The organism is Mesorhizobium abyssinicae (genome assembly GCF_049887195.1).
In the GTDB taxonomy this organism is placed as follows: domain Bacteria; phylum Pseudomonadota; class Alphaproteobacteria; order Rhizobiales; family Rhizobiaceae; genus Mesorhizobium; species Mesorhizobium abyssinicae.
Window position 1 is genome coordinate 261,111 of the sequence record NZ_JARAKC010000005.1, and the last position, 20,478, is coordinate 281,588.

The following is a 20,478-nucleotide window of genomic DNA, read 5'->3' on the forward strand; positions in this document are numbered from 1 at the left end:
CCGGCCCGGAGCGCCCCTCAAAAGCGCCGCGCGCGTCGAAACGCGCGAAGCCGCAACTTTGTCAAACACGCGCGCCAACCGGATCAGCTCATGAACCCCCGCACCCGCCATGCTCTCGAGCTCATTCTCGACAATCTCGTCTGGTTCATGCTGGTCTTCGTGCTGGTGGTGTTTTCCCTGCTCATTCCGAACTACTTCCAGCTCGGCATCTTCGCCAACATCATCGAGGCCTCCAGCGTGCTGGGCGTGATGTCGATCGGCCTGGCGCTGGTCATCATCGCCGGCCACATGGACCTGTCGGTCGAATCGGTCGCCGCGCTCAGCGCCATGGCGGTCGGCATCCTGTTCTGCTCGTCGGGCATCGGCCTCGGCGTGCAACTGCACCCGCAATGGCTGATGGTCCCGGTTTCGCTGCTGCTCGCCGTCCTCGTCGGCGGCATCATCGGCGTCTTCAACGGCTTCCTGATCGTCAGGCTGAAGATGAGCGCCTTCATCATCACGCTGGCCTCCTACATCTGGGTGCGCGGCCTGGTGCTCGTCGTTTCCGGCGGCCGCTCGGCGCAGGACCTGGCGCCGGCGATCCGCTGGTTCGGCATCCAGCGGCTGATCGGCCTGCCGCTCACCGCCTGGATCGCCATCGCCTGTTTCGTCGTCTTCTCGCTGATCATGGCCAAGACGCCGTTCGGCCGGCATCTGGTGATGATCGGCGGCAACGAGACGGCTACCTTCCGCGCCGGCATCCGCGTTAATCGCAATTTGATCATCGCCTTCGTGCTTGCCGGCGCCATCGCCGGTCTCGCCGGCTGGCTGCTGGCCATCCGCACCTCCGGCGCCACCGCCAATCTCGGCGTCGGGCTTTTGTTCAACGCCTTCGCCGCCGTCGTTATCGGCGGCGTCAGCCTGAAGGGCGGCGTCGGCACCCTGCCCGGGGTCTATGCCGGCGTGCTCTTGCTCTCGGCCATCAACACGGCGATCAACCTGATGGGCCTGCCGGCCAATTTCACCCAGGTGATCCACGGCCTGCTGGTGCTGGCGGCGGTGCTGCTCGACGCCTTCAAGCAGACCATCCGGCAGAGGCTGGCATGACCGGCCGGCTGCAGGACAGGGTCGCGCTGATCGTCGGCAGCGCGCGCGGCATCGGCAAGGGCATCGCGCAGCGTTTCGCCGAAGAGGGCGCGAAGCTCGTGCTGGCCGACACCGAGGCCGAGGCCGGACAAGCCACCGCAAGCGAGTTCGGCGCCGCCTTCATCCGCACCGATATCTCGCAAATGGCCGAGGCCGAGGCCGCCGTGGCGCTGGCGCTCGAGCAGCATGGCCGACTCGACATCCTGGTCCAGAATGCCGGCATCTATCCCTGGCAGCTGATCGAGAACACCAGCCCGGAGGACTGGGACAGGGTGATGGCCGTCAACCTGCGCGGCTCCTTCAATGCAACGCGCGCCGCACTGGTGCCGATGAAGGCGCAGCGGCATGGCCGGATGCTGTTCACCTCATCGATCACAGGCCCGCACGTGACCAGCCCCGGCCACGGCCATTATTCGGCGACCAAGGCCGGAATCAACGGGCTAATCCGTGCCGCCGCGCTCGAATTCGCCGGCTACGGCATCACTGTCAACGGCGTCGAGCCCGGCAACATCCTCACCGAGGCGATCGAGCTGCATCGGGGCGTGGCCTATATCCAGAACATGCAGGACTCCATCCCGCTCGGACGGCTGGGCAGCCCGCGCGACGTCGCCAATGCCTTCCTGTTCCTGGCCTCCGACGACGCCAGCTACATCACCGGCACGACCATCGTCGTCGACGGCGGCCAGCTGCTGCCCGAGGGCAAGGATTTTCGGCTGCTGCCGCCATGATTGTTGGCGGGCGTGGGCGAACAGCGAGATTCGCTTCAGGGTCTTGAAGATGGCTGGGATGGTGGGCGATGACGGGCTCGAACCGCCGACATCTTCGGTGTAAACGAAGCGCTCTACCAACTGAGCTAATCGCCCGCTCCGGGCCGGACCTTTAAGCAGTTAGGGCAGGCTTCGCAAGGCCAAATGAACAGGCGCCGCGTTGGCCGCGTGGCGGTTTTCCAGCGTAAAGAGGCGGTTGTCAAAAAACCTTCTCCAGTTTGCCGATAAGGTGCTTTGCCGCGCTTGACACCCGGTGGCGAACCCCTTATCCAGCGGCCCAACGACGAACACGGCTGACACGTGGTCGTCAAGTGCGCGGGTGTAGCTCAGTCGGTTAGAGTGCCGGCCTGTCACGCCGGAGGTCGCGGGTTCGAGCCCCGTCACTCGCGCCATTTCTTTCAAGGGCCTAGGCCCTGACTCTGTAGAAAAGCTTCAACTTTCAGGAACCGGCTTGTGGCCGCTGCGGCGGCACGCCGGTTTTCGCCATTCAGGCCGGCGGCGTGTAATTTGCCGACATCCGGGCCGCCTCGGTGCCTTTCGATCCACGTTTGTAGATCAGGCCGACAACCAGACCGATATATCCAACCTGAAGAATGACCAGCGCAAGAATGGCCCAGCCCAGCGCCTTCCAGACCGAGCCGGTTTCTATTTCGGCCCAGATTGCCGTGATGAACGACGTTGCGAGCATGCCTACTAGAAACTGAGGAAAATACATGGCTGCAGCACTCTGGTCTTGGCGATTCAGGCGGCTTTCAAACTCAGTTGTTAAAGAGCCCGCCGCTCCATTTCTGGAGCGGCGGGGCCCCCCGAATTTGCCCCCCGGCTGCCGGGGTAATTAACGACCCCGGGCATTGCTGACAGTGCAATTGCGATGCCAGAAATGATGACCCATTACGGGACACTCGGGGCAAAGGCGCAAGACCGGATTGCCGATAAACATTACCTGTGGCTAATATGTCACCTTGGCCGGAAGGGACCCAGGTGGAGAGGGTTTTGGCAGGTTTGCTGGCCGCGATGCTGGTGGCGTCGGCAGGTCGGTGCTGGTCCAAGGGCACCGACAAACAGATTTCCGAAACCGCCCTGAGAACGCTCAGCGCCCAGATGTATTCCGGCATTCTGAGCCATGAATGCCTGTATAGACGACGCTATCCGCAAAGCCGAATCGAGAACGGCTTCAAAAGGCACTTCGAGGAGATGAAGCTGCAGTTGATCGCCGATGGGTACACCATCGTGCCAGGCGCGGAAGGGCGCAACTCACAGTGGCCCCTTTCGGAGATGGCATTTGACGCCAAACGCCGGCTCGGCCTCCCGCGTCAATTCGGTTGCCTTGAAGCGTATTGGCTCGACGACAATCCCGACTGGTGAGGCAGCTAGGCCCGCTGTCGACCTCAAGTCCGCGTCAGCAGCGCCTCGACCTCCTGCAGCGTCGGCATCGACGGCGCAGTGCCGGGGCGAGTCACCGAAATGCCGGCGACGGCGCAGGCGAACTTTACCGCCTGCAGCGGCTCGACGCCTTTCGCCAGGGCCGCCGCGAGGCCGCCATTGAAGGCATCGCCGGCGCCCGTCGTTTCCACCACCGGCCCGGCATTGACGGCGCCGACATGGTCGGAACGATCCTTCGTGTGGAGCAGCGCGCCCTTCTCGCCGAGCGTGACGATGACCGCGCCGACACCTTTCTCGAGCAGGCTGTCGGCGGCGCGGCGGGCGTCGTCGATGGACGACACCTTGATGCCGGTCAGTTCCTCGGCCTCCGTCTCGTTGGGCGTGACATAGTCGCAAAGCGTATAGATGCGGTAGGGCAGCCTGGCGGCCGGGGCCGGGTTGAGGATCGTCGCCACCCCTGCCCCGCGCGCGATCTCAAGCGCCCTCAGCGCGGCCTCGATCGGCTGCTCGAGCTGGGTGACGAAGACGCCGGCCGAGCGGATGAGGCCGGCATGGGCATCGATGTCGGCGGGCGAGATCAGCATCGCCGCGCCCGGACTGACGATGATGGCGTTGTTTCCGGTCGTCTCCTCGACGAAAATATAGGCAGCGCCGGTGTAGCTCTCCGGCGTGTCGATGACCGCCGCCTTCACGCCGGCCGCTTGCCAGGTGTGCCTGGCCATGTCGGCGAAGGCATCGACGCCGAGCCGGGTCAGGAAGGTGGTGTCGGCGCCCAGCTTGCCGGCGGCGACCGCCTGGTTCGAGCCCTTGCCGCCCGGCCCCAGCTTGAACGAGTTGCCGAGGATGGTCTCGCCCATGCGCGGCTGGCGGTCTGCGCGGTAGGCGGTGTCGGCGACGAAGACACCCAGGATGACGACAGGCTTGCCGGCGGCCATCGCCCTACTCCGCATCCGGCGGAATGACGCCCTTGCGGAAGGCGAAGCAGCCATAGAAGCGGCGCTCGCCGGTCTGGATGACACAATAGGCCTTCTTGGCGCGCTCGTAGAAGGCGTAGCGCTCGATCGAGATCATCGGCCAGGCCTTGCCCTCGGCCTTGTCGATCTCTTTCTGCACCTCCTTCTGCACCGGCGGGATCTCGTCAGGATTGCCGACGATCTCCATGCGGGCGGCCGCGTCGTCGACGAAGCTGTCCAGCGGATAGAGCGACAGCACCGCCTTCACCACCTCCGCCGCCGGCGCGTCGATGCGCAGCAGATAGCCGAGCTCCGTCTGGCGAGCGACCGAATCGGCCGGGAAATTGGTGTCGCAGATGATCAGGTCGTCGCCGTGGCCCATCGCCCGCAGTGCCTGGAGCACGTCGGCATTGAGCAGCGGATTGATCCCTTTGAGCATGGCAGTCCTCGCGAAAAATCTGTTGGAGATCAGAGCCGGTTGCCGGTCTCTGCGTCGAAAAGGTGAAGCTGGTCGAGCCGTGGCCGAAGATGCAGCGTGTCGCCCGGTTTGAAGTCGTGGCGCTCGCGGAACAGCGCCACCATCTCGCTTTCGCCGAAGCGCACGAAGACCAGGGTCTCGGAACCGGTGGGCTCGACCACGGAAATCCTGGCGGCAACGCCGTCGGGATGGATTTCGAGATGTTCGGGCCGTACGCCGTAGACGACGTTCTGCCCATCCCTGGCGGTGCTGCCGGGGGCAAGCGGAAACACCGTGCCGGATATGTCGACGATCGGCTTGTCGCCCTTGCGCACGACGCCCTTCAGAAGGTTCATCGCCGGCGAGCCGATGAAGCCGGCGACGAAGAGGTTGGCCGGACGGTCGAACAGTTCCAGCGGCGCACCGACCTGCTCGATTCGGCCGTCGCGCATCACCACGATCTTGTCGGCCATGGTCATGGCCTCGATCTGGTCGTGCGTGACGTAGATGGTCGTTGTCTTCAGCCGCTGATGCAGTTCCTTGATCTCGGTGCGCATCTGGACGCGCAGCTTGGCGTCGAGATTGGACAGCGGCTCGTCGAACAGGAACACCTGCGGGTTGCGCACGATGGCGCGGCCCATGGCGACGCGCTGGCGCTGGCCGCCCGAGAGCTGACGCGGATAACGCTTGAGATAGGGCGCGAGGTCGAGGATGTCGGCGGCGCGCTTGACCCGCTCGGCGACGATCGCCGGATCGGTCTTGCGCAGCTTCAGCGCGAAGGCCATGTTCTGCTCCACCGTCTTGTGCGGGTAGAGCGCGTAGTTCTGGAACACCATGGCGATGTCGCGCTTCGCCGGCGGCAGATTGTTGACGACGCGCTCGCCGATCGCGATCGTGCCGCCGGAGACCGTTTCCAGCCCGGCCACCATCCGCAAGAGCGTGGACTTGCCACAGCCGGAAGGACCGACCAGCACGACGAACTGGCCGTCGGCGATATCGACGCTGACATCGTGCAGGACCTTGACGGGTCCGAACGCCTTGGCCACATTGGTGATCGCGACTTGAGCCATCATCTCCCCTATCGTTTTCGGTGAAGCTAGCCATTGCCAACGGCAAGGGCAAGTCAGTATATTATAGATAAAAAGCCATTCCTGTTGACAAGGTAATCGATTACGCGAATAGTGGCGAGCGCAAAATCCGATGATCGGTGCTTTGCCGGAAATCGGATCTCCACGCGACGCAGGGTGGGGTCCCACGTCCCCATATGGTATAGGAGAAACGCAGACGTTTCGGCGTCCGATAGGTTGGCACGTCAAATTCACGGCTTTTGTTCTGGGAGGAATGTAGATGAGAGTCGGTCTTTACGAAAAACTGGTCCGCGCGGGTGCCACCCGGCGTGACATTCTCAAGGGCGCGGCCAGCATGGCCGCGATCGCCGCGGCTTCAGGCGCCGGCCTCGGCGCGCTGACCCGGCCGGCCGCCGCGGCCGACGATCTGCGCGCGAAGATCCTGCAGATCCCCGGCGTCGGCAAGGGTCAGCCGACCGATGCCGATTTCCAGAAGGTCGGCGAGCTCTGCCTCGAAGCGACCAAGGCCAACGTCAAGGAAGGCGAGTTCGCCGGCGTCGAGCTCACCTTCATGGGCCTCAACAACCAGAACCTGCACAATGTTCTGTTCCGCGGCTTCCTGAAGCCGTGGGAGGCCTATACGGGTGCCAAGATCAGCTGGATCGACCTGGCGCAGGCCGACTACAACGCCCGCCTGCAGCAATCGATCGCCACCGGCACCGTCGACTTCGACATCATCGAGATGGGCGCGCCCTTCGAAGGCGATGTCTGCGGCAAGGGCCTGACCTCCGAAATGCCCGACTGGGTCAAGAAGCAGATCGATTTCGACGACCTGGTCAACTACCTGAAGCCGCCGGTCGGCACCTGGAACGGCAAGCAGTACCGCGTCACCATCGACGGCGACGCGCACAACTTCAACTACCGCACCGACGTGTTCGCCGATGCCGATCTCGCCAAGGCGTGGAAGGAAAGCGGCGCGACGACAGAATGGGGCGTGCCGAAGACCTGGCAGGAAGTGCAGGCCGTCACCAAGTTCCTCAAGGGCAAGCAGTTCAAGGGCCAGGACGTCTACGGCTATCTCGACGCGCCCAAGCCCTGGGGCGGCTTCGGCTTCTACTTCCTCGGCAGCCGCGCCAGCGCCTATGCCAAGCATCCCGACGACAAGGCCTGGCTGTTCGATGCCGACACGATGAAGCCGCGCATCAACAATCCGGCGTGGGTGCGGGCGATCCAGGACGTGATCGACGCCCTGCCCTCGGAGCCGCCGGACCAGATCAACGCCGATCCGAACACCACCGGCTTCCAGCAGTTCCTGGCCGGCACCGGCTCGATGATCCCGTGGTGGGGCGACATCGGCTCCAACGTCAAGACCAACGACTCGTCGGTCATCGGCGACGTCACCGGCTTCTCGATCCTGCCCGGCTCGGACGACGTCTACAATTCGAAGACCGGCCAGTGGGACAAGCTTGCCAGCGGGCCGAACTATTCGCCGAACTGCGCCTATCTCGGCTGGGGCGTCTATGTCATGGCCCGCGTCGACAGCGATGAAAAGAAGCAGAAGGCGGCCTGGTCGGCGGCGGCCCATCTTGGCGGCAAGGACCTGTCGCTCTGGTGCGCGGCTTATCCGTCGGGCTTCCAGCCCTACCGCAACAGCCATTTCAACATTCCGGAATGGGTGGCTGCCGGCTACGACGAGGCGTTCATCAGTTCCTACCTCAAGTCCGAGGGTGACAGCTACAACCATCCGAACGCGGCGATCGAGCCACGCATCCCCGGCATCTTCCAGTACTACAGCGCCGCCGAGGACATCCTGGCCAACACCTTCGCCGGCAAGATGAAGGCGCAGGAAGGCGCCGACGCCATCGCCGCCGCCTGGGAGAAGCTCACCGACCAGATCGGCCGCGAAAACCAGATCAAGCTCTACAAAGCCTCTCTCGGCGTGTAGCCTGATCGTATGATGAACCGGGGTCCGGCGACGCGTAGCCGCCGGACCTCGTTTTGACCGGCCAGCCGGTCGCTAGCTTTTGTATCGACGGACGGGACGCGTGGCTGACCAGACCTTGCCCACCAATGCATGGCCGGCAAACGGCGTTCCAGCCGATCTGATCCCACCCGGCCGCAAGCGGCTCGGTTTCGCCTTGATGGCCGCGGCGACGCTCGGCCTGCTCGCCGTCATCGCGCTGCAGATCCTCTACAAGACGGAAGTCACCACGCTCGGCTTCGATACCTGGCGGCCGATCGTCTATGCCTATGTGCTGTGGGGCGTGGCGCTGGGCGTCGGTCAGGTGCTGACGCGCGGCGAGGACGGTCAGCGCGCGCTGTTCCTGCTTCCCGCGCTATTGTTCACCATCGCCATGGTGGTGTTCCCGACGTTGTTCGGCTTCTACATCGCGCTGACGGACTGGAACCTCAGCTCCTTCTCCGGCCGCAAATTCAACGGGCTCGACAATTTCTGGCAGATGCTGGCCGACCCATACTACCGCAACGCGCTGTTCAACATGGTGCTCTATGTGCTCGCGGTGTTCGTCGAATACATCATCGCCTTCGGCCTGGCGCTGCTCCTCAACGCGCAGATCCGCGCGCGCAAATTCTTCCGGGTCGTCTTCCTGATGCCCTTGATGCTGTCGCCGGTCGCGGTGTCATGGATGATCGGCAAGTCGCTGATGGAGTATCGCTTCGGTCCGGCCGCGACGCTGGCGCGACATCTCGGCTGGGACAATCCAGCCTTCTTCTCCAACCCGATCACCGCGCGCATCTCGATCATGGTGCTGGACGCCTGGACCTTCATCCCGTTCATGATGATCATGCTGCTGGCCGGCCTGCAGGCGATGTCGCGCGAGGTGCTGGAGGCGGCCCGCGTCGACGGCGCCACCACCTGGCAGACGTTCTGGCAGGTCACCTTCCCGCTGATGCTGCCGGTGTCGGTGACGGCGGTGATCCTGCGTATCATCTTCAAGCTGAAGCTGGCCGACATCATCATCACCGTGACGTCAGGCGGCCCCGGCGGCGCCACGGATTCGGTGTCGAGCTTCATCTACCGCGAGTACCGCGACCGCTCGAATGTCGGCTACGGCACGATGCTGGCCATGGCCTATCTCGTCATCATCATCGTGTTCGTGACCTGGCTGCTGAAATTCGCCAGCCGTTTCGTGCGCAACGTCAACTGAGCGGCCGGCAACATGAGCGTCCAGACCACCGACTATTCCGTCTCCGAAATCAGCTCGCCGGCGAGCTTCCTGACCAGCCGCGTCTTCATCTATGGCGCGCTGGTGTTCTGGTCCTTCATCTGCCTTTTCCCGATCTACTGGACGATCACGACGTCATTCAAATCGGCGGTCGACGTCACCCAGGGCCATCTGATCCCGTTCGTCGACTTCCAGCCTGACTGGAAGGGCTGGCGCTCGCTCGGCCTGTCGCCGGACTCGATCACGCAGACCTCGACTGTGCGGGACGAGTTCTTCAAGCGCTTCATGAATTCGGTCATCGCCTCGGTCGGCGCATCCGGCCTCGCCATCATCATCGGCAGCCTCGCCGCCTACGGCCTGACCCGCTACCGCTACCACTTCGCCTGGTTCAAGAACGAGGACATCTCCTTCTTCTTCCTGTCGCAGCTGATCCTGCCGCCGGTGGTGCTGGCGCTGCCCTTCCTGGTGCTCTACCGCGAGGTCGGCCTGCTCGACACGCGCGTCGGGCTGATCCTGCTCTACACGCTGATGGTGCTGCCGATCGTCATCTGGATCATGCGCGACCAGTTCAACTCGATCCCGGTCGAGCTCGAGGAAGCTGCGCTCGTCGACGGGCTGTCGATCTGGGGAGCCTTCTTCCGCATCGTCATGCCGATCGCGCTGCCCGGCATGGTCGCCGCCTTCATCCTGGCGATGGTGCTGTGCTGGAACGAGTATTTCTTCGCCGCGCTTTTGACCTCGACCGACGCCAAGACCATTCCCGTCATGGTGGCGAGCCAGACCGGATCGCAAGGCATCAACTGGTGGTCGATGGCCGCACTCGCCACCGCCGCCATCACGCCGCTTGCCGTCATCGGCATCCTTCTGGAGCGCTACCTGATCATGGGCATGACGGCCGGCGCGGTGAAGTAGCGCTTCAGCTCGCCGCTTTCCCCAGGAAGACGGAGCTTATCCGGTCGCGAAACATCTCGGCGGTTGCCGCCGTGCCGAAATCGCGCGTCTCAAAACGCTCGCCTTTCAGCGTCGTCAGGACCACCGAGAAGGTCGGGCCGCCGCTGTCCCATTCGATCCTGCGCAGACGGAAATCGGCAATGTCGCCCGGGCCGAGACGATAGCGGCGCAGGAAGAACGGATTGCGCGTCACGATATCGATGCGGCCCGTGCCAACGATCCAGCGCACCGCCGGACTGAAGAGCGCGGCGAGCGCAAGCGGGATGCCGACCGCATAGGCGCCGAGGATGATGAACAGGAAAAAGGGGCTGGCAAAGTTCGGTGGCCAGACACCGCGATAGAGCTCCCATGTCGGGACGATGATGCAGAAGAGGCCGGCAAGGCCGATGAACAGGCGCTTGGCGACGTGCATCGGAACGTCGTGCCGCAACCGTCCATCGCTACCGATCTCGTCCATTCCGGCCCCCTTAGCCCGGCGATCATGGCGGCGGATGGTGAAAATAGGCGTAACGATTGAGAAGTCGCGTTTCTGTCGGGCGTGGCCAGGCGCTGCTCGCCGCGTCAGGCCGACAGGAGGGCGCGCAGATGCTCAAGGATCATGGCGACGCCCTTCCTGCCCAGCTCTGCCGAAGCTTCCGGCGCGCTCGCCGTGTACCAGCTTGTATTGTCGGCGAAGCGGCCGGCGTCGACCGCTTCGGGGCACAGCGCCAGCATCAGCGAGGTTTCGCCGATGCCGGCATGGTCGAACGGGTACTGGCCGTTCATGGCGGCCGACATCAGCGGATGCACCTGAACCCAATTGAAGAAGTTCTCGCCCTTGGCATGGCCTGCATAGTAGTCGGCCATCGCCTCGGAACCCCACCAGCCCTCGCCGCGCTGCTTTTCCAGGAAGCGGAAGATCGCCTGCCGGCCGGCGGCCTTGAAAGCGAGGTCGGTCGGCATGCCGGCGGTGAAATTCTCGGTCTGGTGGTGGATGATGGCGTGGATGTTGCGAAAGCCGATGCGCAGCAGGCTGAAGAACAGCTCCTCGGCGAACGGCGCCAGCTGATTGCCGCCGACCTGCACCGAGCCGCTGCCTTCAGGCGGCGCCACCGCGTAGCTCGCGGCGCCATAGTAGAAGGCCGGCAGGATGACGATGTCGGCCTCCTTCTCGAACAATTCCAGTGTCTTGACGACGGCCAGCGTGTCCATCCCGACGGCCATGTGCTCGCCATGATATTCGAGCACGCCGAGCGGCAGCACGACCGGCCAGTTTTCGGCGATCGCCTTGCGGATCTGGTGCGGCAGCATCAATTCGTAACGCATCGCCCCTACTCCATATTGGTGTGGCGGGCGCGCATCGCCTCCGGCGAGGCGCCGGTCAGGGCCTTGAGCTTCAGCACCATCACTTCGAACAGCAGGAACAGCGCGCCCTCGAACAGCGACCCCATCGGCAAGACGGAGGTCTTTGCCGCGCCCTGGTCGCTGGCCATGGTCTGCGCCGGGATCAGCAAGGAGAAATCGGCGAGCCTGGCCGCGCTGCTTCCGCTTTCAGCGGTGACGAGCAGCACCTTTGCGCCCGCATCCCGCGCGACCTGCATCAGGGTCAGCACCGTCGTGGTCTCGCCCGGCCCGGAGCTTACCAGGAAGACGTCGCCCTTGCCCAGCGGCGGCGTGGTCATGTCGCCGACCACCGACACCGGCAGGCCGAGATGGTAGAGCCGCATGGCGAAACCCTTGACCTGCAGCGCCTCGCGGCCGCAGCCATAGACGGCGATCCTGCCGGCCCCGACGAGCACTTCGCAGGCGGCGTCGATGCTGGCCCCGTCCACCTTGGCCAGCACGCCGCCGAGTTCCTCCAGCGCGATCGCGAACAGATCCGTACCGGCCTTGGTCATGATGGCTTCACCAGTCTGCCCAGGGGTTGAAAAGGTGGAAGCTTCTGGTCACGCCTTCCCGGGAAAGGCTTGTTTTTGTTCATGCTATCACCGCGAAAATGCCTGTCCAACGGCCGTCGGCGCTTTTGCTGTGCCACGGGCGTGATAGTGTCATGTCAGACAAATCAGCTCCAGGAAAACTCCACGACATGAAGACACGGCATTTCGACCGCATCGGCAATGGCGGCATCGACTTCACCGAACTCGGCTTCGGCACGGCGCCGCTCGGCAACCTCTATCGCGCCGTCTCCGACGAGGACGCCCATGCCACGCTGGAAGCGGCTTGGAACATCGGCTGCCGCTACTTCGACACAGCGCCGCTTTACGGTCTCGGCCTCTCGGAAACCCGGCTCAACCCGTTCCTGCGCGGCAAGAAGCGCGACGACTATGTGCTGTCGAGCAAGGTCGGGCGCCTGATGCGCGCCTGTCCGCCGGCTGAGCGCACCGGCATCGGCAAGTTCTTCGACACGCCGTCGCGCCGGGAGGTCTACGACTACAGCTATGACGGCGTCATGCGCTCCTTCGAGGCCTCGCTGGAGCGCCTCGGCGTCGACCGCATCGACATCCTGTTCGTCCACGACGTCGACATCTTCACCCACGGCAGCAAGGAGGCCTCCGACCGGCGCATCGAGGAGTTCATGACCTCCGGCTATTACGGCCTGCTTTCGCTGCGCGACCAGGGCGCGATCAGGGCCTTCGGCGGCGGCATCAATGAATGGCAGGTGTGTCAGACATTGGCCGAGCGCGGCGATTTCGACCTTTTCCTGCTGGCAGGACGCTACACGCTGCTGGAGCAGGAGGCTTTGCAGTCCTTCCTGCCGCTCTGCCAGAAACGCGGCATCGGCATCGTGCTCGGCGGCCCCTACAATTCCGGCATCCTGGCCACGGGGCCGAAGCCGGGAGCCTTCTACAACTATTCCGAGGCGCCGAAGGACGTGCTCGATCGCGTGGCGCGCATCGAGGCGGTTTGCAAGCGCCACGGCGTGCGCCTCATCGAGGCGGCGTTGCAGTTCCCGCTGCAGCATCCGTCTGTCGTGTCGGTGATCCCCGGCGGCCAGCGGCCGGGCGAGGTCGAAAGCAACCGCGCGCTGCTCGACGTCAAGCTGCCCGAAGCTCTCTGGAGCGATCTGAAGCAGGAAGGACTGCTGCGCGCGGACGCGCCGACGGGCTGATCTGCCCTGCTGGCGATGGGCAAAAGAAAAGCCGGGCAAGCCCGGCTTTTCTGATCTTTAAAGAAAAAGGTCTTAGTTGACCGCGTCCTTGAGGCCCTTGCCGGCCGAGAATTTCGGCACGGTGCGCGCCGGAATCTTCACCTCGGCGCCGGTCTGCGGGTTGCGGCCGGTCGAAGCAGCGCGTTTTGACACGGTGAAATTTCCGAAGCCGACAAGCCGGACATCGCCGCCCTTCTTCAGTTCGCCAGTGATCACGGAAAACACCGCATCGACGGCTGACTGCGCGTCACCCTTCGAAATGCTCGCGGCATCGGCGACAGCGGACACCAGTTCGTTCTTGTTCATCAAAATTCCCTTCCATGAGAAAACCGGAACTTTCGACTCATCCGGCAGGAAACGGACTTTAGAAAGAAGCGTTCCTGCAACCAAGTCGAAAAAGCGGAAAAAATCCGAAAAAAGCCCGGAATTCCGGGGTTTTTCACATTAAAAAGCCGGGCGCGAGGCCCGGCTTTCGTTTTGTGCGCTGCAACTTTAGCCAAATCTAATGCGCAAGCGACTTTCCGGCATCGTCGCCGCTGTCGGCCGCGGCCGGGGCGTTGACCGGCTCGACCCACTCGATCGCCTCCGGCATCCGCACCAGCGCGTGGCGCAGCACCTCGCCGACCCGCGAGACCGGAATGATCTCCATGCCGTTCTTCACGTTGTCCGGGATCTCCGCCAGGTCCTTGGCGTTGTCTTCCGGGATCAGCACCTTCTTGATGCCGCCGCGCAGCGCGGCCAGCAGCTTCTCCTTGAGACCGCCGATCGGCAGCACCCTGCCGCGCAGCGTGATCTCGCCGGTCATCGCCACATCGGCCTTGATCGGAATACCGGTCAGCACCGAAATGATGGCGGTCGCCATTGCCACGCCGGCCGACGGGCCGTCCTTCGGGGTTGCCCCCTCCGGCACGTGGACGTGGATGTCACGCTTGTCGAACAGCGGCGGCTCGATGCCGAAATCGAGAGCGCGCGAGCGGACATAGGAGGCCGCCGCCGAGATCGATTCCTTCATCACGTCGCGCAGGTTGCCGGTCACGGTCATGCGGCCCTTGCCGGGCATCATGACGCCTTCGACCGTCAGCAGTTCGCCGCCGACTTCCGTCCAGGCAAGCCCGGTGACGACACCGACCTGATCGTCAGCCTCGACCTGGCCGAAGCGGTAGCGCGGCACACCGAGATAGTCGGCGAGATTGTCGGCGGTGATGGTGACCGACTTTTTCTTCGTCTTCAGGATCTCGGTCACTGCCTTGCGCCCGAGCTTCATCAGCTCGCGCTCCAGGCTGCGCACGCCCGCCTCGCGGGTGTAGGTCTGGATGATGCCGCGGATCGCGTCCTCGCCAACGGAGAACTCCTTCGGCTGCAGCGCGTGGTCGCGGATCACCTTCGGCATCAGGTGCCGCTTGGCGATCTCGATCTTCTCGTCCTCGGTGTAGCCGGCGATACGGATGATCTCCATGCGGTCCATCAACGGCGCAGGGATGTTCAGCGTGTTCGCCGTCGTCACGAACATCACGCTCGACAGGTCGTATTCGACCTCGAGGTAATGGTCCATGAACGTCGAGTTCTGCTCCGGATCGAGCACCTCGAGCAGGGCCGATGACGGGTCGCCGCGGAAGTCCTGACCCATCTTGTCGATCTCGTCGAGCAGGAAGAGCGGGTTGGACTTCTTGGCCTTCTTCATCGACTGGATGACCTTGCCGGGCATCGAGCCGATATAGGTGCGCCGGTGGCCGCGGATCTCGGCCTCGTCGCGCACGCCGCCAAGCGCCATGCGGATGAACTCGCGGCCGGTCGCCTTGGCGATCGACTTGCCGAGCGAGGTCTTGCCGACGCCGGGAGGACCGACGAGGCACAGGATCGGCCCCTTGATCTTCTTCTGGCGGCTCTGCACGGCGAGATACTCGACGATGCGGTCCTTGACCTTGTCGAGGCCGAAATGGTCGGTGTCGAGCACGTTCTGGGCGAAGGCCAGGTCGTGCCTGACCTTGGAGTTCTTGCCCCACGGGATCGACAGGATCCAGTCCAGATAGTTGCGCACGACGGTCGATTCAGCCGACATCGGCGACATCGTCCTGAGCTTCTTCAACTCGGCTTCCGCCTTCTCGCGGGCCTCCTTGGAGAGCTTGGTCTTCTTGATGCGCGCCTCGATCTCGGCGGCCTCGTCGCGGCCGTCCTCGCCTTCGCCGAGTTCCTTCTGGATCGCCTTCATCTGCTCGTTGAGGTAGTACTCGCGCTGCGTCTTCTCCATCTGGCGCTTGACGCGCGAGCGGATGCGCTTCTCCACCTGGAGCACGGAGATTTCGGCTTCCATGAAGCCCATCGCCTTTTCCAGCCGTTCCTTCACGGAAAGCGTGGCCAGCATCTCCTGCTTCTCGGGTATCTTGATGGCAAGGTGCGAGGCAACCGTGTCGGCGAGCTTGGAATAGTCGTCGATCTGGCTGGCGGCGCCCACCACTTCGGGCGAGATCTTCTTGTTCAGCTTGACGTAGTTCTCGAAGTCGGTGACGACCGAGCGGGCCAGAGCCTCGATCTCGACCTCTTCCTCCTCTGGCTCGACCAGCGCCGAAGCACGGGCCTCGTGGAAATCGGGACGGTCGGTGAACGAGACGATCTTGGCGCGCGAGGCGCCTTCGACCAGCACCTTCACGGTGCCGTCGGGAAGCTTCAGCAATTGCAGCACGTTGGCGAGCGTGCCGATGTCGAAGATCGCATCGGGCTCGGGATCGTCGTCGGCTGCGTTCATCTGGGTCGCAAGCAGGATCTGCTTTTCCTGACCCATCACCTCTTCCAGCGCCTTGATCGACTTTTCGCGCCCGACAAAGAGCGGAACGATCATGTGCGGAAACACAACGATGTCGCGCAGCGGGAGGACCGCGAAGACGCCGTCGCCGGGAGCCCTGGATGTTTTGGCCATTGTCCAACCTTTCATGTCGCAGCCGCCAGTCGGCCAACCGCGAATCTCATATTAACGACCGAGGATCGTTCCGCCTACCACCGTTTGTGACGGGAGTTTTACAGCACAGAATTCGGCACCTCGGCCTTCTGCTGTTAGTTGGATGTGTAAGCGGCAAAGATCAAGGGCAAACACGGTCCGTTCATCCTACTCCATCGGTCAGGCGGCACACCGTTTCACAGCAAAACGGCGCCCGTCGGGCGCCGTTCCACAAAAACTATGGGCCAGGTGCCATGTCAGGCGCTGACGTTGCCCTTCTTTTCCTTCTGCTCGGAATAGATGTAGAGCGGCCGGGCGTTGCCGGAGACCACCTCTTCCGAAATCACCACCTCGCGCACGCCTTCCAGCGCCGGCAGTTCGAACATCGTGTCGAGCAGGATTGCTTCCATGATTGAACGCAGGCCGCGCGCGCCGGTCTTGCGCTCGATGGCGCGCTTGGCGATCGCTGACAGCGCGTTCTCGTGGAAGGTCAGATCGACATTCTCCATCTCGAACAGCCGCTGGTACTGCTTGACCAGCGCGTTCTTCGGCTCGGTCAGGATCTGGATCAGCGCCGGCTCGTCGAGGTCTTCCAACGTCGCCAGCACCGGCAGACGGCCGACGAATTCGGGGATCAGGCCGAACTTCAGCAGATCCTCGGGCTCGACCTGGCGGAAGATGTCACCGGTGCGGCGATCCTCGGGCGAAGCGACCGTGGCGCCGAAGCCGATCGAGGTCTTGCGGCCGCGATCCGAGATGATCTTGTCCAGCCCGGCGAAGGCGCCGCCGCAGATGAACAGGATGTTGGCGGTGTCGACCTGCAGGAACTCCTGCTGCGGGTGCTTCCTGCCGCCCTGCGGCGGCACCGAGGCGACCGTGCCTTCCATGATCTTCAGGAGCGCCTGCTGCACGCCCTCGCCCGACACGTCGCGGGTGATCGAGGGGTTGTCGGACTTGCGCGAAATCTTGTCGATCTCGTCGATGTAGACAATGCCGCGCTGGGCGCGCTCGACATTGTAGTCGGCCGACTGCAACAGCTTGAGGATGATGTTCTCGACGTCCTCGCCGACATAACCGGCCTCGGTCAACGTCGTGGCGTCGGCCATGGTGAAGGGCACGTCGATGATGCGGGCCAGCGTCTGCGCCAGCAGCGTCTTGCCGCAACCGGTCGGGCCGATGAGGAGGATGTTCGACTTGGCCAGTTCGACGTCGTTGTTCTTGCCGGCGTGCGCGAGGCGCTTGTAGTGGTTGTGGACGGCCACCGACAGCACGCGCTTGGCGTAGGGCTGGCCGATGACATAGTCGTCGAGGACCTTGAGGATCTCCTGCGGGGTCGGCACGCCCTCGCGCGACTTCACCATCGAGGTCTTGTTCTCCTCGCGGATGATGTCCATGCAGAGCTCGACGCATTCATCGCAGATGAAGACCGTCGGGCCGGCAATCAGCTTGCGCACCTCGTGCTGGCTTTTGCCGCAAAACGAGCAGTAGAGGGTGTTCTTTGAATCACCGCCGTTGTTGCCGACCTTGCTCATTTTCCTGTCCTTTCACCGCCCGCCCGCCGATGGTCTGGCCAAGGGCGTCTCATCAATCTATCGCGAGAATGCGCCACCGCCAGTGTCCCAGCTCACACAGCGTATTCCGTACGAAACACAAATCAGAAGACGCGGCAACGATTCGCAGCAACCCCACACAAAGCTAAGCCGTCGAAAATCAACATAGCCTTAACGTAGGCAATCCCACCCGTCGAGGGAACAGCCAATTGTGGCCGAAATGCCGCAAGCCGCGCCAAAAGCGCGTTTTCCCGCCACCCGCTGCCAATCGGCGCCTAAGCGGCGACGACTTCGGCGGCCTCGCGAGACGAAATGACCTTGTCGATCAGACCAAAGTCCTTGGCCTCGTCGGCGGTCATGAAATGGTCGCGGTCGAGCGTCTTTTCGATCTCGTCATAGCTCTTGCCGGTGTGCTTGACATAGACCTCGTTGAGGCGGCGCTTCAGCTTGATGATGTCCTGCGCATGACGTTCGATGTCCGAGGCCTGACCCTGGAAGCCGCCGGACGGCTGGTGGACCATGATGCGGGCGTTCGGCGTGGCGAAGCGCATGTCCTTGTGGCCGGCGCAAAGCAGCAGCGAGCCCATCGAGGCGGCCTGGCCGATGCAGAGCGTCGACACCGCCGGCTTGATGAACTGCATGGTGTCGTAGATCGCCATGCCCGACGTGACGACGCCGCCCGGCGAATTGATGTAGAGGTTGATTTCCTTCTTCGGGTTCTCGGCCTCGAGGAACAAAAGCTGTGCACAAACCAGCGTCGCCATGCCGTCCTCGACCGGACCGGTGATGAAGATGATGCGCTCTTTCAGCAGGCGCGAGAAAATGTCGTAGGCCCGCTCGCCGCGATTGGTCTGTTCGACCACCATCGGAACGAGGTTCATGTAGGTTTCGACGAGGTTCTTCATGGACTATCCCTTTTTGAAGATGGGATTCCGGCGCCGGGGAGTATGAGCAATCGGGCAGAATCGGTTCTGGATCGTTAGGATGTAAATAGGATGCCGGCTCACCCTAACGCAAGGCCGCCCCTCCTAGCCATCTGGTTAAGCCGAATCAAGCGCTACCACCGACGAAAGGCGCTGCGAAGCGTCTTTCGACCAAGTGTCTCCCGGGGCGCTTTGAAACGGTAGCACTTTCTTAACCGCGCCCCTTAACGAAAAGCTGCAAAACCGCTTTCGGGGAACGGAGCTTCCGCTACAACTTCCGCGTTGAACTGGCGTTCTTTTCAAATGGGGAATGTCATGATCCGCAAAAGCCCCGCATCCCTGGCCGTGGCGGGCCTCGCCATCCTTGCCACGATATCGGAAACGGCGGCCGGCGGCCGCGCGCTCGAATGCTACGAGCCGATCCGCAGGCCGGCGCTCTACGATACCGTCTACGAGGACGTGATGGTCAGCCCCGGCGGCCAATTCATCGACTACGATGCGCCGATCTACGGCACGCGCGCGAGCGTCGAGCAGATCGCGCCAGCCCGCGTCACTTACGAGGTGGTGCCGGCCATCACTCGCACCGTCTACCGCACGGTCAAGGTGGACGACGGCGGCTATGCCTGGGAATGGCGCGTCATCCACGGCCGCAAGGTGCTGTGCAAGGTGTGGCGCAAGGCCCGTTATGCGCGGGTCGCCGAAACTGCGGTGGTCGAGCCCGAGCGTCTCAGGCGCGTGGTGCTCCCCGCGGAATATGAAAGTGTCGCCCGGGAGGTGCTGGTGAGGCCGGAACGGCGGCGCATTACCGAGATTGCGCCTTCGTACCAGAAGGTGGCGCGTCGGGTGCTGGTCAGGGAAGGCTCCACGCACTGGCGGCGCGTGCATATCGCGCGGCATTGCCGGGATTAGGCCACCTCTGCCCGCAGCCACTTCTTGAGGCCGCCGACATCGCCGTCGCCAACGGCCTTGGCGACACGCCGGCCGACAGCCGCGCCGAACTTGTAGCCATGACCGGAGCAGGCCGAGACGACCAGGCATTTGCCCCTTTCGTGCGCCAGGAACTTCTCGTCAGCAGTGAAGGTGTAGGCGCAGGTGACGACCTCGGTCACCCTGTATTCAGCGATGCGGGCGATCGGCGGCGAGAACAGGTTGCGGATCACCTCACCCTCACCCGGCACCGGCGCCCGGTTCCAATCGGCGTCGCTGGTCGGCACCTTGTGCAGGCCCGAACCGAATTTCATGCCGGCGCCGCGCGTCAGCGGGATCATGTAGCCGTCGGTGACGCCGCCGACGTCGAGGATGACGGGCGCCGTTTCCCAGGCCACCCTAAGATCGGCTGGCGGTTCGACATAGGCAAGCGCGGTGCGATAGGTCTTCAATTCACCGCCGAGCTCCGGGAACAGCTTCAGCACCCACGCGCCGGCAGTGACCACGATGTGGTCGGCCTGCATCGTCTCGCCGCCGGCGAGCGTGATCCGGCCGGCCTCGGCATCGACCTCGACCACCTTGCTGTTTTCGTAGACATTGGCGCCGTTGGCGCGCAGCCATGCAGCGAGGCCGGAGGCGATCCTGCGGCAATGCAGAGCGCCACCCTCGGTCGAAAAATAGGCGTAGCGGAATGAGCCCGGCACCAGGAACGGCCAGCGCTCGACCGCGGCGGCCGGGTCGAGCAACTCGAAGGGAAAGTTCCCCTCCTCCAGGCCTTCGCGGTATTCCTCGGCCTCGTCGCCGGGCTCGCGCGAGATGCAGAGGAACCCCCTGGCATCGAGATGGTTCTCGCCGAGATCGGCCCACATCTCGTCCCAGGCGTCATACGCCTCCGTGATCAGCCTGCCATAGCCGGTGCCGGCGCGGTAGGCGCGACGGATGATGCGGTGATGGTCGCCCGACGCGGCCAGCGGATTGGGGATCGGCCCCTGCTCGACGATCGAAACGCTGTGCCCGGCTTTGACCAGCGACCACGCCGTCGAAAGCCCGGCAATGCCGGCGCCGACCACGATCACATTCATCGAAACCATCCTTCCGCAGCCATCTTGCTGGCTCATTCATTGGGTTGCC

General features: G+C 63.6%; 20 protein-coding genes and 2 tRNA genes. 9 read left to right on the forward strand and 13 right to left on the reverse strand.

The window, feature by feature from the left end; all coding sequences use genetic code 11:
* The first annotated feature begins 90 nt into the window (after window positions 1-90).
* On the forward strand, window positions 91-1,086 hold the full coding sequence (locus PU724_RS14195) for an ABC transporter permease (RefSeq protein WP_126054882.1): 996 nt from the start codon (window positions 91-93) through the stop codon (window positions 1,084-1,086).
* A complete protein-coding gene (locus tag PU724_RS14200; protein WP_354421444.1) occupies window positions 1,083-1,853 on the forward strand; it encodes an SDR family oxidoreductase in 771 nt (256 codons plus the stop codon). The genes PU724_RS14195 and PU724_RS14200 overlap by 4 nt, the downstream gene beginning before the upstream one ends.
* A gap of 59 nt (window positions 1,854-1,912) precedes the next feature.
* Here PU724_RS14200 and PU724_RS14205 read toward each other — a convergent pair.
* A tRNA-Val gene (locus PU724_RS14205) sits at window positions 1,913-1,988 on the reverse strand.
* Between the two features lie 219 nt (window positions 1,989-2,207).
* On the opposite strand from PU724_RS14205, the gene PU724_RS14210 reads away from it, so the two are divergent.
* Window positions 2,208-2,284, forward strand: a tRNA-Asp gene (locus PU724_RS14210).
* A 95-nt stretch (window positions 2,285-2,379) separates the two neighbouring features.
* Here the strand turns inward: PU724_RS14210 and PU724_RS14215 are convergent.
* On the reverse strand, window positions 2,380-2,607 hold the full coding sequence (locus PU724_RS14215) for a hypothetical protein (protein WP_128276138.1): 228 nt from the start codon (window positions 2,605-2,607) through the stop codon (window positions 2,380-2,382).
* A gap of 278 nt (window positions 2,608-2,885) precedes the next feature.
* Between PU724_RS14215 and PU724_RS14220 the strand changes: the two genes are divergently transcribed.
* Complete coding sequence (locus PU724_RS14220) at window positions 2,886-3,257, forward strand: hypothetical protein (protein WP_354421442.1); 372 nt, start codon at window positions 2,886-2,888, stop codon at window positions 3,255-3,257.
* A gap of 23 nt (window positions 3,258-3,280) precedes the next feature.
* Here the strand turns inward: PU724_RS14220 and rbsK are convergent, their stop codons facing one another.
* Genes rbsK through PU724_RS14235 form a run of 3 tightly spaced genes read right to left on the reverse strand, consistent with a single transcriptional unit; the run spans window position 3,281 to window position 5,755 of the window.
* Window positions 3,281-4,210, reverse strand: a complete 930-nt coding sequence (gene rbsK, locus PU724_RS14225; RefSeq protein WP_354421440.1) for a ribokinase — start codon at window positions 4,208-4,210, stop codon at window positions 3,281-3,283.
* Window positions 4,211-4,214: 4 nt separating this feature from the next.
* Window positions 4,215-4,667, reverse strand: coding sequence for an RbsD/FucU family protein (locus PU724_RS14230; RefSeq protein WP_126054886.1), 453 nt, complete (start codon window positions 4,665-4,667; stop codon window positions 4,215-4,217).
* Between the two features lie 29 nt (window positions 4,668-4,696).
* A complete protein-coding gene (locus PU724_RS14235; protein ID WP_320255725.1) occupies window positions 4,697-5,755 on the reverse strand; it encodes an ABC transporter ATP-binding protein in 1,059 nt (352 codons plus the stop codon).
* A 277-nt stretch (window positions 5,756-6,032) separates the two neighbouring features.
* On the opposite strand from PU724_RS14235, the gene PU724_RS14240 reads away from it, so the two are divergent.
* The 3 genes from PU724_RS14240 to PU724_RS14250 all read left to right on the forward strand — a co-directional run bounded on the left by PU724_RS14240 (window position 6,033) and on the right by PU724_RS14250 (window position 9,849).
* The gene (locus tag PU724_RS14240; RefSeq protein WP_127282112.1) at window positions 6,033-7,697 is read left to right on the forward strand and encodes a type 2 periplasmic-binding domain-containing protein; all 1,665 of its coding nucleotides are present in this window, start codon (window positions 6,033-6,035) and stop codon (window positions 7,695-7,697) included.
* 100 nt (window positions 7,698-7,797) lie between these two features.
* Window positions 7,798-8,919 (forward strand): carbohydrate ABC transporter permease, encoded by a 1,122-nt coding sequence (locus PU724_RS14245; protein ID WP_127282113.1) that lies wholly within the window; start codon window positions 7,798-7,800, stop codon window positions 8,917-8,919.
* A 12-nt stretch (window positions 8,920-8,931) separates the two neighbouring features.
* On the forward strand, window positions 8,932-9,849 hold the full coding sequence (locus tag PU724_RS14250; RefSeq protein ID WP_126054889.1) for a carbohydrate ABC transporter permease: 918 nt from the start codon (window positions 8,932-8,934) through the stop codon (window positions 9,847-9,849).
* A 4-nt stretch (window positions 9,850-9,853) separates the two neighbouring features.
* Here the strand turns inward: PU724_RS14250 and PU724_RS14255 are convergent, their stop codons facing one another.
* From PU724_RS14255 to hxlB, 3 genes are all read right to left on the reverse strand, one after another.
* A complete protein-coding gene (locus PU724_RS14255) occupies window positions 9,854-10,345 on the reverse strand; it encodes a hypothetical protein (protein WP_127282114.1) in 492 nt (163 codons plus the stop codon).
* Between the two features lie 104 nt (window positions 10,346-10,449).
* Entirely contained in the window at window positions 10,450-11,193 is a 744-nt protein-coding gene (locus tag PU724_RS14260; RefSeq protein WP_127311284.1) for a creatininase family protein, read from the reverse strand.
* Window positions 11,194-11,198: 5 nt separating this feature from the next.
* Window positions 11,199-11,765, reverse strand: a complete 567-nt coding sequence (gene hxlB, locus PU724_RS14265; protein WP_127311285.1) for a 6-phospho-3-hexuloisomerase — start codon at window positions 11,763-11,765, stop codon at window positions 11,199-11,201.
* Between the two features lie 188 nt (window positions 11,766-11,953).
* On the opposite strand from hxlB, the gene PU724_RS14270 reads away from it, so the two are divergent.
* Complete coding sequence (locus PU724_RS14270; protein ID WP_127282116.1) at window positions 11,954-12,976, forward strand: aldo/keto reductase; 1,023 nt, start codon at window positions 11,954-11,956, stop codon at window positions 12,974-12,976.
* Between the two features lie 72 nt (window positions 12,977-13,048).
* Here the strand turns inward: PU724_RS14270 and PU724_RS14275 are convergent, their stop codons facing one another.
* The 4 genes from PU724_RS14275 to PU724_RS14290 form a co-directional block, all read right to left on the reverse strand.
* Entirely contained in the window at window positions 13,049-13,321 is a 273-nt protein-coding gene (locus PU724_RS14275; protein WP_006201846.1) for an HU family DNA-binding protein, read from the reverse strand.
* Window positions 13,322-13,517: 196 nt separating this feature from the next.
* Window positions 13,518-15,929, reverse strand: a complete 2,412-nt coding sequence (gene lon / locus PU724_RS14280) for an endopeptidase La (protein ID WP_127282117.1) — start codon at window positions 15,927-15,929, stop codon at window positions 13,518-13,520.
* A 275-nt stretch (window positions 15,930-16,204) separates the two neighbouring features.
* A complete protein-coding gene (gene clpX / locus PU724_RS14285; RefSeq protein ID WP_127282118.1) occupies window positions 16,205-17,479 on the reverse strand; it encodes an ATP-dependent Clp protease ATP-binding subunit ClpX in 1,275 nt (424 codons plus the stop codon).
* Window positions 17,480-17,772: 293 nt separating this feature from the next.
* Entirely contained in the window at window positions 17,773-18,402 is a 630-nt protein-coding gene (locus PU724_RS14290; protein ID WP_354421434.1) for an ATP-dependent Clp protease proteolytic subunit, read from the reverse strand.
* Between the two features lie 333 nt (window positions 18,403-18,735).
* Here PU724_RS14290 and PU724_RS14295 point away from each other — a divergent pair, with 333 nt between their 5' ends.
* Window positions 18,736-19,329: a hypothetical protein gene (locus PU724_RS14295; protein WP_292168124.1), complete on the forward strand. Its 594-nt coding sequence runs from the start codon at window positions 18,736-18,738 to the stop codon at window positions 19,327-19,329.
* Here PU724_RS14295 and PU724_RS14300 read toward each other — a convergent pair.
* A complete protein-coding gene (locus PU724_RS14300; RefSeq protein ID WP_292168123.1) occupies window positions 19,326-20,429 on the reverse strand; it encodes an NAD(P)/FAD-dependent oxidoreductase in 1,104 nt (367 codons plus the stop codon). The two genes, PU724_RS14295 and PU724_RS14300, sit on opposite strands and share 4 nt — an antisense overlap.
* Between the last annotated feature and the right edge of the window lie 49 nt (window positions 20,430-20,478).